Here is a 17,117-nt window from a genome sequence, read left to right as displayed (position 1 = left end):
GTTACCGCACACTGGCGCTGCGGCGGCGCCAATAAAAAACGCGGATCGAGCAATCGATCCGCGTTTTTTTGTCGCCAGCGCGACCGGCATGCGACGCGCCGGGGCGCCCTGGCTGTTACGTCGTCACGAGCCCGTCTTGCGTGCCGTCGTCTTGCGGGCGGCGGTCTTGCGCGCCGGTGCCGGTTTCTCTTCGGCACCTTCCGTCACGGTTTCGGCGTCCTTCGTCGCCGATTTTGCCGTCTTCTTCGCCGCGGCGGCCTTCGGTTCCTTCTTCTCGAACTCGAAACCGATCTTGCCGTCCGGCTGCTTCACGAGGAACGCCTTGAAGTTGCGGCCGGTGCGTGACGACTTGAAGTTCGGCAGCAGATCGGTGCGGCCGTCCGCAAGCAGCTTCGCCATCTGTTCGCGCGTGATTTCCTGCTGCAGGATCACCTTGCCCGAACGGAAGTCGCAGGTTTTCGGATTCGCGACCGAGTGCTCGCACACGTAGCTCATGCCGTGTTCGAACACGCGGCCCTTGCACTTCGGGCACGCGCCGACCGGCTCTTGCGCGGAGAAGTCGGGCGCTTCGCCTTCGTCGCCGCCCTGATCCTGGCCGAAGTCGAACTCGAGCTTGTAGTTCTTCGTTTCATCGTCGAACGACAGCTTCAGGATCGCCGAGAACGGGCGCCCCATCTTGCTGCGGAAACCGGACAGCGGCCCGATCGTCTTCTCCCGCAGCAGTTCCTCGACTTCCGCGATTTCGAACTGCCTGCTGCCCGGAATCTTCGAGATCGAGAAATCGCATTTCGTGCACGCGAAGCGGCGATAGTTTTCCTTCACCTGGCCGCCGCAGTTCGGGCACGGCGTCTCGAGCGTCGCGTAATCGCCGGGAATCGTGTCGGAGTCGTATTCCTTCGCGCGCTTGACGATCTGTTGCGTCATGCGGGCGATTTCCTGCATGAATGCATCGCGGCCGAGGTTGCCGCGCTCCATCTGCGACAGCTTGTATTCCCATTCGCCGGTGAGCTCGGGCGCGGTCAGTTCCTTCACGCCGAGCCCGCGCAGCAGCGTCATCAGCTGGAACGCCTTCGCGGTCGGAATCAGCTCGCGGCCTTCGCGCACGAGATACTTCTCGCCGAGCAGGCCTTCGATGATCGCTGCGCGCGTCGCCGGCGTGCCGAGGCCCTTCGCGGCCATCGCCTCGCGCAGCTCGTCGTCCTCGACGAGCTTGCCCGCGCCTTCCATCGCGGACAGCAGCGTCGCTTCCGAGTAGCGTGCGGGCGGCTTCGTCACGAGCGCGACGGCCGCGATCTCGTCCGTCTTCACCTTCTCGTCCTTCTGCACCGGTACCAGGTTCGCGTCGGCGCCCTCGGCGTCGCGGCCGTACACCTGCAGCCAGCCCGGCTCGACCAGGACCTTGCCTTCCGTCTTGAAGTGATGGCCGGCAACCTCGGTGATCCGGGTCGTGACGCGGAATTCGGCGGCCGGGAAGAACACCGCGAGGAAGCGCTTGACGACCATGTCGTACAGCTTTTGCTCCGGCTCGGAGAGCGACTTCGGCGCCTGCAGCGTCGGGATGATTGCAAAGTGATCGCTGATTTTCGAATTGTCGAAGATCCGCTTGTTCGGCTTCACCCAGCCTTTGTCGAGCACCTGCTTCGCATGTGGCAGGTAATTGTGGCTCTCCTTGAGCATCTCGAGCGTCGACTGCACCGTCGACAGGTAGTCTTCGGGCAGCGCGCGCGCATCGGTACGCGGGTAGGTCAGTACCTTGTGCTTTTCATACAGCGCCTGCGCGAGACCGAGGGTGTTCTTCGCGGAGAAGCCGAAACGGCTGTTCGCCTCGCGCTGCAAGCTTGTCAGGTCGAACAGCAGCGGCGACAGCTGGGTCGACGGCTTCGATTCCTCGGACACCGTGCCGATCTGGTCGCGGCAGGCGGCAACGATCGTTTCCGCGGCCGGCAAGCTCCAGAGCCGTGAATCGCGCTTTTCCGGGTCGAATTCGTCGCGCTTGAATTTCGGGTCGAACCACTTGCCTTCGTAGAAGCCGCTGGCGCACGCGAACTCCGCCTTCACTTCCCAATAGTCGCGCGGGACGAAACGGCGAATTTTTTCTTCACGTTCGACGACGATCGACAGCGTTGGCGTCTGCACCCGGCCGACGGTCGTGAGGAAGAAGCCGCCGCCCTTGCTGTTGAACGCCGTCATCGCACGCGTGCCGTTGATGCCGACGAGCCAGTCGGCCTCGGAGCGGCAGCGCGCTGCGTCGGCGAGCGGCTGCATGTCCGCGTCGCTGCGCAGATGCGCGAAACCGTCGCGGATTGCCTGCGGCGTCATCGATTGCAGCCACAGGCGCTGGACGGGCTGCTTCGCCTTCGCGTGCTGCACGATCAGGCGGAAAATCAGCTCGCCCTCGCGCCCCGCGTCACATGCGTTGATCAGGCGATCGACGTCCTTGCGCTTCATCAGCTTGGTGAGCACCTTCAGGCGCGATTCGCTTTTTGCGATCGGGTTCAGGTCGAAATGCGGGGGGATGACGGGCAGATGAGCGAAGCTCCACTTCCCGCGCTTGACCTCGTACTCTTCCGGGGCGGCGATTTCGAGCAGGTGGCCGACCGCGGACGACAGGACGAATTCGTCGCTCTCGAAGTATTCGTCATGCTTGGTAAAGCCGCCCAAAGCGCGCGCGATGTCGTTCGCGACAGAAGGCTTTTCCGCAATGATCAGTGCTTTGGACATGACAGATGTGTGTTGGTAGACCGGGTTCGCCGGCGTGGGTCCCTTTTACGACGGCTTTATAGCACACGCGGCGACGACGACGGCTCGGCGTGTAAAAAGCGGCTCATCATAGAGGGGGGCTGCAACGGCGGCAAGCGCGGCTGCTGCTGCGGCCTGCTCGATTCCATCCGACCCCGGCCGGACATCCGCGCCGTTCAAGCCTCGACGTTCAGGATGTTGCGCAATTTCGGTGCGTGCGGTGCACCGGGCACCGCGCTCAGGTCGGCCAGCATCCGCTCGACGATCGCCGCGTGCGGCAGCACTGTGCCGAAGAAGCGCGCGGTGTTCGCGTCCTCGATCAGAATCGTCGGGAAATTCTCGACGTCGAGGTCGTCGAGCCGGTCGGCATGGGTCTCGATGTCGATCCACGCAAAGCATGCATCGGGATGCGCGTCGGCGAGTTGGTCGAAGGCCGCACGGTAGTCGCGGCAGGTGCCGCACCAGTCGGCGCACAGGCAGGCGACCAGCAGCGTGTCGGGATCGGCGAGGCGCTCGGCGATCCGATCGGCGTCGGTGTCGAGATTCAGCGCGGGCATGGAATTCCTTGGATATCTTCGGCGGCACAGCCGCTCCTATGCGGGGGAATGTAGCACGCCGGCCGGGGCCGGGGTGGGGGCCGCGTCAAGCCGCGCGAAACGGCCGCCGGGCACGCTCGCGACGCGGCCGGCCAGTTCGAGCGCAAGCAGCGCACGGTGCAGCGGCTCGTCGGACAGGCCGCTGTGCTCGGCCAGCCATTCGTATGTGACCGGGCCGTATCCCAACGCAGCGAGCACGGCTTGCTCGGCCGGATCATCGGCCGGAGCGGCAGCGATCGCGCCGGTTGCGCCGGGCACCGCGGCCTCCGTGGCTGCGCCGGACGGTGCCGCGTCACTCGCGGTCGCGCCGGACTCCCCCGACTGTCGGCAGGCGCAGCCCGCAGCATCGTCGCTATCGGGGCGCGAACGCGGCGTCGCCGCAGCGCCGGTCGGAACCTCCGCCGGGTCGCGCAGCCCGTATTCCTCCAGCACGTCGAACGGTGTCACGGTGAGCTTCGCGCCGTCGCGAATCAGCGCGTGGCAACCCTGCGCGAGCGGCGCGTGGATCGAACCGGGCATCGCGAATACGTCGCGGCCGAGCTCGTTCGCGAGCCGTGCGGTGATCAGCGAGCCGGAGCGAGGCGCAGCTTCGACGACCAGCGCACCGAGCGCCAGCGCGGCGATCAGCCGGTTGCGCTGCGGAAAATGCGATGCGCGCGCCGGCGTGCCGAGCGGCCATTCCGACACAATCGCGCCGCGGGCGGCGATCTCATGCGCCAGCGACCGGTGCCTTGCCGGATAGACGAGATCGGTGCCGGTTGCGATGACCGCGATCGTGCCGGCGCGGCCGTCGAGCCCGCCACGGTGCGCGGCGGCGTCGATGCCAAGCGCGAGGCCGGAGACGATCGCCAACCCGGCGTCGGACAGTGCACGCGCGAAGTGCGTCGCGTCGGCGAGCCCCTGCGGCGTCGCATGCCGGCTGCCGACCACCGCCATGCCGCGCGCATGCAGCAGCTCGACCCTGCCTTTTACATATAGCAGCGGCGGCGGATCGTGCAGATCGCGCAGCCGCGGCGGGTATGCGGGATCGCCGAGCGTGACGATCGCATTGCCCGGCAGTTCGAGCCACGCGAGCGCGGCGTCGGTGCTCTCGTCGAGGTCGTCGCGCTCGCTGGCGCGCACCGCCCGTGCGGCCGCCACGCTGGTCACCGCCGCGATTGCGTCATCCGGCGCGCGCAGCAGCGCCGCCGGCGAGCCGAAAGCATCGAGCAGTGCCCGCAACACCGCGGGCGAGAGGCCCGTTGCATGCGCGAGCTGTAGCCACGCGCGCAGCGCGGCGGGCGTCAGCGCTTGCGGCGACATGAGGCTGCCCTCCAATGCGACCGCCAGCGCAGCGCGTGGCGCCATGATAAAATTTTCATCATCCGAAATACTCGACAGGGCCGCGCGCACGGGCGTTCGGCCAATTGCATGAGGCATGACCTGCGGCATTGATATGCCGCGCGTCCGCCTCATCTTCATTGCATCCCGGCAGTGGCGCCAGCCGGCCGGATGGCCGATGCGGCACGCCGCTCCACCGATTACCGAACACCATGGCTTTGCTGAACATTCTTCATTACCCCGACAAGCGGCTGCACAAGGTCGCCAAGCCCGTCGACAAGGTCGACGACCGGATCCGCAAGCTCGTCGCCGATATGGCCGAAACCATGTACGCGGCGCCGGGCATCGGCCTCGCGGCAACGCAGGTCGACGTGCACGAGCGCGTGATCGTGATCGACGTGTCCGAAGAGAAGAACGAGCTGCGCGCGTTCATCAACCCGGAGATCATCTGGTCGAGCGACGCGAAGCAGGTCTACGAGGAGGGCTGCCTGTCGGTGCCGGGGATCTACGACGAAGTCGAGCGCCCGGATCACGTGCGCGTGCGCGCACTCAACGAGCACGGCGAAACCTTCGAGCTCGACTGCGAAGGTTTGCTCGCGGTGTGCGTGCAGCACGAGATGGATCACCTGATGGGGCGCGTGTTCGTCGAATACCTGTCGCCGCTGAAGCAGACGCGCATCAAGACGAAGATGAAGAAACTCGAACGCGCGATGTGACGCGTGCTCGCCCAGTCCTCCCGAACGCTGTCATGACCCATACGTTGCGCGTGATTTTTGCCGGCACGCCGGAATTCGCCGCGGCCGCACTCGCCGCGATCCACGAGGCCGGCTTTCCGGTGCCGCTCGTACTCACCCAGCCCGACCGCCCGGCCGGGCGCGGAATGAAGCTGCAGGCGAGCGCGGTGAAGCGCTATGCCGTCGAGCACGGAATGCCCGTCGCGCAACCGCCGTCGCTGCGGCGCGCGGGCAAGTACCCGCAAGAGGCGGCGGACGCGATCGAGCTGCTGCGCACGACCCCGCACGACGTGATGGTGGTAGCCGCGTACGGCTTGCTGCTCCCGCAGGAAGTGCTCGACACTCCGCGCGCCGGCTGCATCAATATCCACGCATCGCTGCTGCCGCGCTGGCGCGGCGCCGCGCCGATTCACCGCGCGATCGAGGCCGGTGACGCCGAAACGGGCGTCACGCTCATGCAGATGGACGTCGGCCTCGACACCGGCGCGATGATCGACGAAGCGCGCGTTGCGATCGGGCCGGACGACACGACGGCGACGCTGCACGATCGGCTCGCCGCCGCCGGTGCGCGGCTGATCGTCGACGCGCTCGTGCGGCTCGAGCGCGATGGCGCGCTGGCCGCCACCCCGCAGCCGGCTGACGGCGTGACCTATGCGGAAAAGATCGGCAAGCACGAAGCGGCGCTCGACTGGCGCAAGCCGGCCGACGTGCTCGCGCGCCAGGTGCGTGCGTTCGACCCGTTCCCGGGCGGCGTCGCGACGCTCGACGGCGCGGCGATCAAGCTGTGGGCGGCCGAGCCTGTGGCGGCGCGTGGCGACGCGGCGCCCGGCACGATCGTGGAAGCCGCGCCGGACGGTGTGGTCGTCGCGTGCGGCAGCGGTGCGCTGCGCGTCACGCAGTTGCAGAAGCCGGGCGGCAAGCGGCTTCCGGCGCGCGAATTCCTGGCCGGCTCACCGCTCGCCGCGGGCCAATGCTTCGCGTTGCCCGACGCGGGCTGAGCGACATTCGACACGACATCCCATCCGCGTGCAATCGGCCGGATGGCCGAGTCGCGCGCTGCGACAGGCGCGCGTAGAATTTCACTGCGCTTTCCGGTTTTGAGGTTCCCATGCTCGGCATCACCCATTTCGGCTTTTTCGTGCTCGCGGTTTTCCTGTTGAACGTCACGCCTGGTCCCGACACCGCATACATCGTCGGCCGCAGCGTCGCGCAGGGTCGCAGCGCGGGCCTGATGTCCGGGCTTGGCATCTCGGCCGGCTGCTGCGTGCACGCGCTCGCATGCGCGTTCGGGCTGACCGCGCTGCTCGCCGCATCGGCTGCCGCGTTCACGGTGATCAAGCTGGTCGGTGCCGCATACCTGATCTACCTCGGCGTGCGGATGATCTTCTCGAAGCAGGCAGGCGCGCCGGCGGGAGCGCCGGCAGGGCAGCCCGCAGTCGCGAAGCCGCTGCGCCAGTTGTTCATGCAGGGTTTCTGGACCAACGTGCTGAACCCGAAGGTCGTGCTGTTCTTCGTGTCGTTCTTCCCGCAATTCGTGTCGGCCGACAGCCCGCACAAGGCGTTGGCGTTTCTGGCGCTCGGTTCGGTATTCGTCGTCATGAGCACCATCTGGTCCTGTATCGTCGCGTGGGTCGCGGGCACCGTCACGCAACGTTTTTCCGGCAAGCCGGGCGTCAAGAAGTGGCTCGACCGCACGGTCGGCAGCGCATTCGTGGGCCTGGGGCTGCGGCTCGCGGCGACGCAGCGCTGAAATTGAATTTTTCCGGCAAGACCTTATCTAACAAATCGCTTACAATTTTCCGCCGCACCCATGATGTGCGGCGGGTCACCTGACGGATAAGGAGTGGGTATGTTCAATTGGGTCAAAACGGCGATGCTGATGGCCGCGATCACGGCCCTGTTCATCGTGATCGGCGGCATGATCGGCGGCTCGCGCGGCATGACGATCGCGCTGCTGTTCGCCCTCGGCATGAATTTCTTCTCGTACTGGTTCTCCGACAAGATGGTGCTGCGCATGTACAACGCGCAGGAAGTCGACGAGAACACGGCGCCGCAGTTCTATCGGATGGTGCGCGAGCTCGCCACGCGCGCGAACCTGCCGATGCCGCGCGTCTACCTGATCAACGAGGATGCGCCGAACGCGTTCGCGACCGGCCGCAACCCCGAGCACGCCGCGGTCGCTGCGACGACGGGCATCCTGCGCGTGCTGTCCGAACGCGAGATGCGCGGCGTGATGGCGCACGAACTCGCGCACGTGAAGCATCGCGACATTCTGATCTCGACGATCACAGCGACGATGGCGGGCGCGATCTCGGCGCTGGCGAACTTCGCGATGTTCTTTGGCGGCCGCGACGAAAACGGCCGGCCGGCCAATCCGATCGCCGGCATTGCCGTCGCGCTGCTTGCGCCGATTGCCGGCGCGCTGATCCAGATGGCGATCTCGCGGGCGCGCGAGTTCGAGGCCGACCGCGGCGGCGCGCAGATCTCCGGCGATCCGCAGTCGCTCGCCACCGCGCTCGACAAGATCCATCGCTATGCGGCCGGCATTCCGTTCCAGGCGGCCGAAGCGCATCCGGCCACCGCGCAGATGATGATCATGAACCCGCTGCACGGCGGTGGGCTGCAGAACCTGTTCTCCACGCACCCTGCCACCGAGGAGCGCATCGCGCGACTGATGGAAATGGCACGCACCGGCCGGTTCGACTGAGCCGCGCCCCGTTGCGCACGCAGCCGCACGTCACCCCGCATGCCTCGCGCTGCGGGGTGTTTCATTTGCGCGTCTCGTAAAGGGGCCGTATTGGCCTCACGCTACAATGCGCGGTTTGGAATCGCGACGGCCACGCGGCAGCGCGATTCCCGCCGCTCGCGGCGCCCGATTGCCGATTTTGTTCCGATGACACGAACCCGCTCCTCCGCTCAGTCTTCCTCCGGTCGCCCCGCGCGTCTGTCCGCGCTGCACCTCGCGCCCGATTCGCTGGGCTTCGCGCTCGACTCGGCCGCGCAGGCAGTCGACGCGGTTCGGCGCGGCACCGCGCTGCCGGCGGCGTTGGCGGCGGTGTTCGCGCAGATGCCGGCCGGCGCGCAGGCGCTGGCGCGCGGCGCGACGCAGGACGTCGCGTACCGGACGATGCGTCGGCTCGGCAGTGCGGACTGGCTGATCGGCCGACTCGTCAGCAAGGCGCCGCCTGCACACGTGCATGCGGTACTCGCCGGTGCGCTCGCGCTGCTGCTCGATCCGGAGGACGCGGCCGCGTATCCCGCATTCACGATCGTCGACCAGGCCGTGACCGTGATCGGCGCGCGGCGCGCGCACGCGTTCGCGAAGGGGCTCGTCAACGCGGTGCTGCGGCGTTTTCAGCGCGAGCGCGACACGCTCGTCGCCGCGATGCAGGACGATCCGGTCGCGCGCTGGAACTACCGCCCGTGGTGGATCGATGCGGTGAAGCGCGCATGGCCCGATGCATGGCACGCGATTCTCGCTGCAGGCGAGCGCCAGGGCCCGCTGACCCTGCGCGTGAACGCACGCCGCGCGAGTGTCGACGCGTATCTCGACACGCTGCGCGCGAGCGGGATCGACGCGACGGCGATCGGCCGCCACGCGGTGCGGCTCGCATCGGCGATGCCGGTCGAACGCATTCCGGGCTTCGCCGACGGCATCGTGTCGGTGCAGGACGCCGGCGCGCAATGCGCGGCCGAATGGCTCGGTGCGCGCGACGGCATGCGCGTGCTCGATGCGTGCGCGGCGCCCGGCGGCAAGACCGGTCACATCCTGGAACTCGCCGATGCGGAAGTCGTTGCGCTCGAAAGCGACGCATCGCGCGCGGCGCGTATCGGCGAGAATCTCTCGCGCCTGTCGCTCACCGCCGACGTCCGAGTCGGCGACGCGGGCGCGCCGCACGCGTGGCACGACGGCCGTCCGTTCGACCGGATCCTGGCCGACGTGCCGTGCTCGGCGTCGGGCATCGTACGCCGCCATCCCGACATTCGCTGGCTGCGCCGCGAAGCCGACATCGCGGCGCTCGTCGCGGAACAGCGCCGCATCCTGACCGCGCTGTGGCCGCTCTTGAAACCGGGCGGCGAGCTGCTCTATGTGACATGTTCGATCTTCCCCGAGGAGGGCGAATTGCAGGCCCGCTGGTTTGAAGCGGCCTGTGAAGATGCGGTACGATTGGACGCGCCCGGCCAACTGCTGCCGGGCGGCGCGCACGGCGGGGGGGCCGGCGCACTCGACCAGAACACCGATCACGACGGATTCTTCTACGCGCGGTTTCAGAAACGGTGACGATCAAACACCTTTTTCCACTTCGGTTCGCGGCCGTCTTGCTGGTCGCGTTGGCGCTGTGCGTGGCCGTCGTTCGGCCCGCGCGCGCCGAATCGATCGCCGTGCAGCGCGCGTCGCTGCAGGCTGACGGAAGCGGCTGGAGCCTCGATGCCCGATTCGAGTTCGAACTGAACCCGAGCCTCGAGGATGCCGTCAACAAGGGCATCCCGCTTTACTTCACGACGGACTTCGAACTGAGCCGCGCGCGCTGGTACTGGTTCGACGAGCAGCCGGTGTCGGTGTCACAGACGATCCGCCTGTCGTTCCAGCCGCTCACGCGCGAGTACCGCGTGTCGACGGGCGGGCTGCAGCTCGGCTTCCCGTCGTTGAAGGATGCGCTCGCGGTCGTGCGGCACATCACGTCGTGGCACGTGATCGACCGCAACCAGGTGCGTGCCGGCGAAACCTACACGGCTTCGGTGCGGATGCAGCTCGATACGGCGCTGATGCCGAAGCCGTTCCAGGTCGACGCGGTCAACAACCGCGACTGGACGCTCGGGTCCGACTGGAAACGCTTCAACTTCACGGTGACCGAACGTGCTAAATAAAGTGCGCCGCGCGGCCAGCGGGAAGAGCCTGCTCATACGCGTGATCGTGTCGACCGTCGCGATCACGGCGCTGCTGCTGCTCGTGCTGCTCGCGGCCGCGAGCGCGAACACCGAGTTTTTCGACCGCTACTACTCGTGGCTGTACGCGATGAACATCATCGTCGCGCTCGTGTTCCTGCTGGTGGTGCTCGGGCTGATCGGGATGATCGTCGTGCGGCTGAGGAAGGGCAAGTTCGGCACGCGGCTGCTCGCGAAGCTCGCGGTGTTCTTCGCGCTCGTCGGCGTGGTGCCGGGCGGGATCATCTATATCGTGTCGTACCAGTTCGTGTCGCGCAGTATCGAGTCGTGGTTCGACGTGAACGTCGAGACCGCGCTGACGGCCGGCCTGAATCTCGGCCGCGGGATGCTCGACGCGTCGCTGTCCGACCTGCAGACGAAGGCGCGGCTGATGTCCGACCAGCTCGCGAGCGTCGATGCGAACACGAACGGTACGACGCTCACGCTGCTGCGCCTGCGCGACCAGTTCGGCGTGCAGGACGCGACGATCGTCGAGCCGAGCCGCGGCGGCTCGGGCGCCGCGCCGGATCTGCACATCGTTGCGCAGGCGTCGGGCAATTTCGCCGCGCTGATTCCGGACGACCTGCCGACGCCGCTGATGCTGAGTCAGGCGCGCGAACACGGCGCATACGCGGCGATCGAGGGCGAAGTCGACGGCGATCCGCGCGCGCACGGCGCGAAGGGCGCGCTGCGGCTGCGCGTCGTGCGGCCGATTCCGGACGCGACGACATCGCTGCTGCAGCCGGCCGAGCGGTTCCTGCAGCTCACGCAGCCGGTGCCGCCGACGCTCGCGCACAACGCGGATGCCGTGCAGCGCGCGTATCGCGAGTATCAGGAAAAATCGCTCGGCCGCACGGGCCTGCGCAAGATGTACATCGGCACGCTGACGCTCGCGCTGTTCCTCGCGACGTTCATCGCGATGATGCTCGCGCTCGCGCTCGGCCAGCAGCTTGCACGGCCGCTGTTTCTGCTCGCGCAGGGCACGAAGGAGATCACGGAAGGCGACTACACGCCGAAGCGCGAGATCAAGTCGCGCGACGAGCTCGGCTTCCTCACGCAGTCGTTCAACGCGATGACGCGCCAGCTGTCCGAGGCGCGGCTCGCGGTCGAGAAGAACCGGATCGCGCTCGAACACTCGAAGACGTATCTCGAGAGCATCCTCGCGAATCTGACTGCCGGCGTGTTCGTACTCGACCGCCAGTTCCGGCTGACCACGGCCAACCGCGGCGCCGAACGCATCTTCCGGCAGCCGTTCGGTTCGATGATCGGCACGGCGCTCGACCGGATCGGCGTCGTCGCCGAGTTCGGCGCGATGGTGCGCAAGGCGTTCGCCGATCGCGAAGCGGCGTCCGACGGCGGCAGCGGCGATCGCGGCCACTGGCAGCAGCAGTTCGCGATCGAAGTGCCAGGCGAAAGCGATCCGCTGACGCTGCTCGTGCGCGGCACGCGCCTCGTATCGACGGTGGAAGGCGAGGCCGACGATCCGCAAACGTCCGGCTACGTGGTCGTGTTCGACGACATCTCCGACGTGATTTCCGCGCAGCGTTCGGTTGCGTGGGGCGAGGTCGCGCGGCGGCTCGCGCACGAGATCAAGAATCCGCTGACGCCGATCCAGCTGTCGGCCGAGCGGCTGCAGATGAAGCTGTCGGACAAGCTCGAGCCGCACGATGCCGATGTGCTCAAGCGCGGCGCGACGATGATCGTGAACCAGGTGGCCGCGATGAAGCGGATGGTCGACGACTTCCGCGAATACGCGCGCACGCCGCCGGCGGTGCTCGCGAACCTGCAGCTGAACGAACTGGCGAGCGAGGTGCTCGGGCTGTATGGTGTCGGCGAAGGCAAGAGCGCGATCGTCGCCGAGCTCGCGCCGTCGCTGCCGGTGATTCGCGGGGATGCGACGCAGCTGCGCCAGGTGATACACAACCTGCTGCAGAACGCGCAGGACTCGGTCGCGGACGTCGCGCATCCGCGTGTGTTGATCGAAACCAAGACAGTAGAATATGGCGATCCCGACGCCGAGGGTAAAACGCGCGTCGCGGTACGTCTTACCGTGTCCGACAACGGGCCCGGTTTTCCGGCACGCATCCTGACCCGTGCGTTCGAGCCTTATGTGACGACGAAGGCGAAGGGCACGGGGCTCGGGTTGGCCACGGTCAAGAAAATCGTCGACGAGCACGGCGCGCGGATCGATCTGCGCAATCGCATGCACGGCGAGACCGTCGAGGGTGCGCAGGTGTCGATCCTGTTCCTGCAGATGGCGAGCGATACGCCAGGCGCCGATCATGGCGCGCAGGGCGGGGCGGCGCCCGCCAAGACAAAAGCAAGTGTGCAGACAAAGGCAGCGTAAATGGCAACCATCCTGGTGGTAGATGATGAAATGGGCATCCGGGAATTGCTCTCGGAGATCCTCAGCGATGAAGGACATGTCGTGGAGGCGGCGGAGAACGCGCAGGCCGCGCGGGAATACCGGCTGAATCAGGCGCCCGATCTCGTGCTGCTCGATATCTGGATGCCCGATACCGACGGCGTCACGCTGCTCAAGGAATGGGCGGCGCAGGGGCTGTTGACGATGCCCGTGATCATGATGTCCGGGCACGCAACGATCGACACGGCGGTCGAAGCGACGAAGATCGGCGCCCTCGATTTCCTCGAGAAGCCGATCGCGCTGCAGAAGCTGTTGAAGTCGGTCGAGCACGGCCTCGCGCGCGGCGCGGCGCCGGTGTCGGTCAACGCGGCGGCGAAGGCCGGCGGCGGCCAGGTGTCCGGACCGGTGGCGGTTGCGTCCGCGGCGGCGTTGCCGACGCTCGGCGACGACATGGCCGCGGCGCTCGGCCTTGCAGGCCAGACGGCCGCGATTCCGTTCGACATCCCGTTGCGCGAAGCACGCGACGCGTTCGAGCGCGCGTACTTCGAATATCACCTCGCGCGCGAGAACGGCAGCATGACCCGCGTCGCGGAAAAGACTGGCCTGGAACGCACGCACCTGTATCGCAAGCTCAAGCAACTGGGCGTCGAGCTCGGCAAGAAGCCGTCGGAAGGCGCCGCTTAAAAATATTTCGCGAAAACACTTGCACAAGGACTGAGGGCTCGATATACTTTCCTTCTTCGTTGGCCCGGTAGCTCAGTTGGTAGAGCAGCGGATTGAAAATCCGCGTGTCGATGGTTCGATTCCGTCCCAGGCCACCAGAATTAGACGCCCAACCTCTCTCGGTTGGGCGTTTTCATTTGCGGCGTTCCGCGCGCCATGCGGGTTTTCCGGCGATTCTGCGTGTGCTACGCACTGCCCAGGATCGGGTCGGTTTGTGCCCCGTTTGCCTATATTTCGCCCTCTGTTCTCTCAAAATTCGCGGCAACATTTTCGCCGTGGCACACGCACACTTCCTTTCCTGGCAATAAGTTACGCGTGTGCTGGGGCGCTACGGTTGCGCGTGGTATCTGCATACCAGTACCGTCACGTACGCCCCGGGTTGTTGACGTCCGACTCTGTCCCTTGATCGTGAATCTTGGGCGTGAGCGGACCGAGAACGTTAAGCCGCGCAGATCTGAGATTTTGCGACGGGCCACAGCCGCATCTCATAATTTACAAATGTTTTGATTGGTGAGTTCGCTTTGGAATTGGCAATTCTGCTTTCGGGTTTCCACTGCCACATACCAAATGCAATGATAGTCTGCCCCTCTCGGTAATCCGAGAAAAAATTAACATCGGGAGACCAAATCGACGTGCATGCCACCTCCCGAGCATCTGCTTCGTCCATGTTTCGCATGGGGCGTACAAGATTGACAACCGAAAAATTTTCTTTTTTCCCGGGCACGGTTTTTATTGATTTGATTGTGCCGTGGACGGCGATAGGTATCTGGGTGGTTGAGCTTTTAAGTTGTCGATAGCACCGAAAATAGTCGGTGTCCTCGAAATAAAAATCAGACCATGGGACACTTACACCGTCAAATACGAGAGTAAGAAGATTTTCTATCTCGGCATGATCTTCGCATACGGAGCGAACCTTAAGCACCCGTTTTGCACTATTGATGTATGCCCCCAATTTCTCTTCGCTAGCTATGTACTCCTTCTGCTGGCTGATTAATTTTTTATCGTCGGTGAGGGATTTTTTTGTTTTGGCTAGTTCAATAAGCTGGTCAAGTGCTTTTTTTACGGCAAGCAATCGAAGTTCAAATTGATTATTCGAAATGGCCATAAAAACGTCGCCATCTGATTCACGAGCGATAACAGTCAGTTGGCCGACGGAGTTGTAATTGCAGCCTTCGTGATGTGTGCTTTTGGGCGCCAGCCTAAAAAATGGTTCGACAAAAACAATATCCTCCCCTACTTCCCTTGGATGCCCATTCACAAATGAAACGGATGCATCGCAAAATTCACACTTCAGTGGTTTTTCAAATGATCCATTTTCCGCCATTTGAATGGTGATGCGATTTCCATTTGCATCGCGGGCAGCGGGCATTTTCGAGGCCATAGTTGTTGTTCCTTCTGGGCGTGAGTCTGACTTCTATTGCGTGAAAGATGCGTGCATGGCCGTAGGGGCACAAGCGAGTGAATACAGCCCTTGGCGCCGTTGAGTGATGACGAGTGCTCGATAGGCTGCCAACGGCTGTTCGTATTCCGGTTTGCCCTTATCGCGGGTTTTCACCTTGAACACGTCGATTGGTTTGTCACTGGCGAGCCCCGCCCGCTGCATGATCCGATCGGCGGTGACCTCTTGGCCATTGAACGACCACAGGGCATTGAATACCTTGGCCTGAGCTTCGGTGCAGTGGATTGGCGAGCCGTTGCCATTTGGTAGCGTGACCCAGCGGAAGTCAGCCGAGAATGGACCGTTCACCGGTATGGCTGGATCGGCTGTGACCGCCTTAGTGGCTGGCGAGCCCGGGTCGATGAACGAAAGCGTGTCACCGTAGAGTGCGAAACGCTCCTCGATCGCGAGCCATTCCACTCCAGCACCGGGCGGAGCATGTAGCTGCGAGCGAGGCGTGATCAGCCGGATGACTTGCCCGTCAACGCGGACTCGATCGAGCAGAGCAGGCTCATGCCAGATGCGCGTCGGGTCGCGGGCAAGCAGTACTGGAATGCTGCGGGCATTGCCCAGACGCCAGACGCCATTCCCCAGATCGTCGATGCCGTCACGGCTGTTGATTTCGAGGGCGGTGCGCAGTTTTCGGCGTAGCCAATCCTCATCCAGTGCCATCGATGCACCGTCGTCCCGATCGATGGCGACCGGCCCACAGTCCGGGCAGCGGCACATCCGACTGCCGTGCCCATCACCCCAGACCTGTACCCTATGCTGCTGGCAGTGCGGACAAAGCACGAAATCGCGGTCCAGCATCGCCTGCTTGATTGCGTGGCCGACGGCAGGCAGGACATTGATCTCGCGCGGCGACAGCGCGGCGCGCAATACAGGTGTCCCGCCGGAAAACAGCCGGCAGATCAGTGACCAGGATTCGTGCGAGGTCATCGGTTAATTTACCGATTCCGGCGACGATCCGACCGCATCAGCCCCGGGCGGCATTTCCTGCGCATTGAGCATCTGTCCTTTCTGGAGGATGCCGACCTTGACCAGATAGCCTTCCAGCTGCGATTGCAAGCGGGCATCGAACTGATGCAGGTTCAGCCTCCCCTTGCTGGTCACTTCGACGGAAACTACCTTCGCGCGCCTGCCCGGCTCGGGCGGATAGTAGAGGTTGATTTGTGCCGCCGTCACGGTCCAGCGATCAGCAAGCGGGGCCGGCAGCTTTTCCTGCAGCAACTCATGAACAGATCGCTGCTCCTTGGAGGCCATGGCGACGCACTCGAGCTTGAGCTCACTGTCCGGGCTGAGCAGCGTGAGGGCTTTGAGTTGGACGACTGCAAAGCCATCCTCGAAGACCTCCGGCACATCGAAACCGGTACGCAGCGAAGACAGATCGAGCGTCGGCGACTTGAGCCGTTGAGCGCTCACCTTGGTGCCCAAAACATGCTCTGCAAACGCATCGACCAGCATCTGCTGGTATTTTGCTCCTCCACGTACAAGCGTGCGGACCACGCCCGTGGCACGAGAGTATTCCAGTGCCATTTGGATATTGGGATTGCCAACGTGGCGCTTCAGATTAGAGCCCTCAAACTCCAGGCGCAGCGTCGCCAGATCCTTGACGTGGACGGTCAGGAGGAACACGCCTGGACTGCGTTGCACGAGGTGAGCCACGCTGCTGTCACCGCACTGCAGCTCACGCAGGTAGAAATCGGAGATGGCACCGCGCAAAGCGTCCAGAGCTACCGTGGACGAATCCGGTTCACACGCGATGCCCAGATCGTACTGCTGCGTTTGTGGCCCGTGGTGCTCCCAGAAGTTGAAGTCGAGCGCACGTTCGAAGATTTCGGGGTGATGCACATACAGCCAGAACGACCGGTGCAGGTCGCTGCCGCACAGCGTCAGGCCCGTGAGTGCCGCGCTGTCCCACATCGCCGCCTCGAACAGCACCTGCCTGCTTGTTGCGTCGCCGAGACGGACGCTCGCCATGAGGTTGCCGATCATCTGGTCACGGGCGGCGGCATCGGGCCAATCGTGAACGGCATCTACCAGCGCGTTGGACGTGGTATCCGCCTGGTTCCAGTCGAAGCCAGCCGGTAGGGGCAGCCCATGGGACGTCAGAAAACCGCGCAGCGCTCCATCCACCGGCAGTTCGAGCAAAATATCGACATGCGTCTTTTTCATTGCTTCGGTTCTTCCTGAAGATGTCGGAGGCTGGGGACCGATATTTCTGGTCGCTAGCCGGCGACTGGGTTCGCCAAACAGAATCTAAAATAAGTAAAGTT

At 64.7% G+C, this 17,117-nt stretch carries 14 protein-coding genes and 1 tRNA gene; 9 read left to right on the top strand and 6 right to left on the bottom strand.

Annotation, left to right across the window (positions count from 1 at the left end; translation table 11 throughout):
• Positions 1 to 123: 123 nt before the first annotated feature.
• The 3 genes from WK25_RS15335 to dprA form a co-directional block, all read right to left on the bottom strand.
• Positions 124 to 2,721: a DNA topoisomerase III gene (locus WK25_RS15335; RefSeq protein ID WP_040142560.1), complete on the bottom strand. Its 2,598-nt coding sequence runs from the start codon at positions 2,719 to 2,721 to the stop codon at positions 124 to 126.
• Positions 2,722 to 2,915: 194 nt separating this feature from the next.
• Positions 2,916 to 3,296: a thioredoxin family protein gene (locus tag WK25_RS15330; protein ID WP_040142559.1), complete on the bottom strand. Its 381-nt coding sequence runs from the start codon at positions 3,294 to 3,296 to the stop codon at positions 2,916 to 2,918.
• A gap of 36 nt (positions 3,297 to 3,332) precedes the next feature.
• On the bottom strand, positions 3,333 to 4,682 hold the full coding sequence (dprA, locus tag WK25_RS15325) for a DNA-processing protein DprA (protein WP_040142557.1): 1,350 nt from the start codon (positions 4,680 to 4,682) through the stop codon (positions 3,333 to 3,335).
• A 185-nt stretch (positions 4,683 to 4,867) separates the two neighbouring features.
• Here dprA and def point away from each other — a divergent pair, with 185 nt between their 5' ends.
• The 9 genes from def (at position 4,868) to WK25_RS15280 (ending at position 13,501) form a co-directional block, all read left to right on the top strand.
• Complete coding sequence (gene def / locus WK25_RS15320) at positions 4,868 to 5,371, top strand: peptide deformylase (RefSeq protein WP_040142555.1); 504 nt, start codon at positions 4,868 to 4,870, stop codon at positions 5,369 to 5,371.
• A 32-nt stretch (positions 5,372 to 5,403) separates the two neighbouring features.
• The gene (fmt, locus tag WK25_RS15315) at positions 5,404 to 6,387 is read left to right on the top strand and encodes a methionyl-tRNA formyltransferase (protein WP_069241890.1); all 984 of its coding nucleotides are present in this window, start codon (positions 5,404 to 5,406) and stop codon (positions 6,385 to 6,387) included.
• A 110-nt stretch (positions 6,388 to 6,497) separates the two neighbouring features.
• Positions 6,498 to 7,139: a LysE family translocator gene (locus WK25_RS15310; RefSeq protein ID WP_040142550.1), complete on the top strand. Its 642-nt coding sequence runs from the start codon at positions 6,498 to 6,500 to the stop codon at positions 7,137 to 7,139.
• A 99-nt stretch (positions 7,140 to 7,238) separates the two neighbouring features.
• Positions 7,239 to 8,096: a zinc metalloprotease HtpX gene (htpX, locus tag WK25_RS15305; protein WP_006485774.1), complete on the top strand. Its 858-nt coding sequence runs from the start codon at positions 7,239 to 7,241 to the stop codon at positions 8,094 to 8,096.
• A gap of 186 nt (positions 8,097 to 8,282) precedes the next feature.
• A complete protein-coding gene (gene rsmB / locus WK25_RS15300; RefSeq protein WP_069241889.1) occupies positions 8,283 to 9,671 on the top strand; it encodes a 16S rRNA (cytosine(967)-C(5))-methyltransferase RsmB in 1,389 nt (462 codons plus the stop codon).
• Positions 9,668 to 10,258, top strand: coding sequence for a DUF4390 domain-containing protein (locus tag WK25_RS15295; protein WP_040142545.1), 591 nt, complete (start codon positions 9,668 to 9,670; stop codon positions 10,256 to 10,258). Before rsmB ends, WK25_RS15295 begins: the two co-directional genes overlap by 4 nt.
• Positions 10,248 to 12,662: a sensor histidine kinase EsaS gene (gene esaS / locus WK25_RS15290; protein WP_040142543.1), complete on the top strand. Its 2,415-nt coding sequence runs from the start codon at positions 10,248 to 10,250 to the stop codon at positions 12,660 to 12,662. Before WK25_RS15295 ends, esaS begins: the two co-directional genes overlap by 11 nt.
• Entirely contained in the window at positions 12,663 to 13,364 is a 702-nt protein-coding gene (gene esaR, locus WK25_RS15285; protein WP_040142540.1) for a response regulator transcription factor EsaR, read from the top strand.
• Positions 13,365 to 13,425: 61 nt separating this feature from the next.
• Positions 13,426 to 13,501: transfer RNA gene (locus WK25_RS15280), tRNA-Phe, on the top strand.
• A gap of 341 nt (positions 13,502 to 13,842) precedes the next feature.
• Here WK25_RS15280 and WK25_RS31245 read toward each other — a convergent pair.
• The 3 genes from WK25_RS31245 to WK25_RS15265 are packed head-to-tail and all read right to left on the bottom strand — an operon-like array spanning position 13,843 to position 17,016.
• A complete protein-coding gene (locus WK25_RS31245) occupies positions 13,843 to 14,784 on the bottom strand; it encodes a hypothetical protein (protein WP_156789033.1) in 942 nt (313 codons plus the stop codon).
• Between the two features lie 33 nt (positions 14,785 to 14,817).
• Positions 14,818 to 15,780: a hypothetical protein gene (locus WK25_RS15270; protein WP_069241887.1), complete on the bottom strand. Its 963-nt coding sequence runs from the start codon at positions 15,778 to 15,780 to the stop codon at positions 14,818 to 14,820.
• A gap of 3 nt (positions 15,781 to 15,783) precedes the next feature.
• Positions 15,784 to 17,016 carry a hypothetical protein gene (locus tag WK25_RS15265; RefSeq protein ID WP_069241886.1) on the bottom strand — a complete coding sequence of 411 codons (1,233 nt, stop codon included), beginning with the start codon at positions 17,014 to 17,016 and terminating at the stop codon, positions 15,784 to 15,786.
• Positions 17,017 to 17,117 lie beyond the last annotated feature (101 nt).

Origin of the sequence: Burkholderia latens (assembly GCF_001718795.1) — a bacterium.
GTDB lineage: Bacteria > Pseudomonadota > Gammaproteobacteria > Burkholderiales > Burkholderiaceae > Burkholderia > Burkholderia latens_A.
The sequence above is the reverse complement of the archived record's forward strand: the minus strand, read 5'-3'. Positions and strand labels throughout refer to the sequence as shown.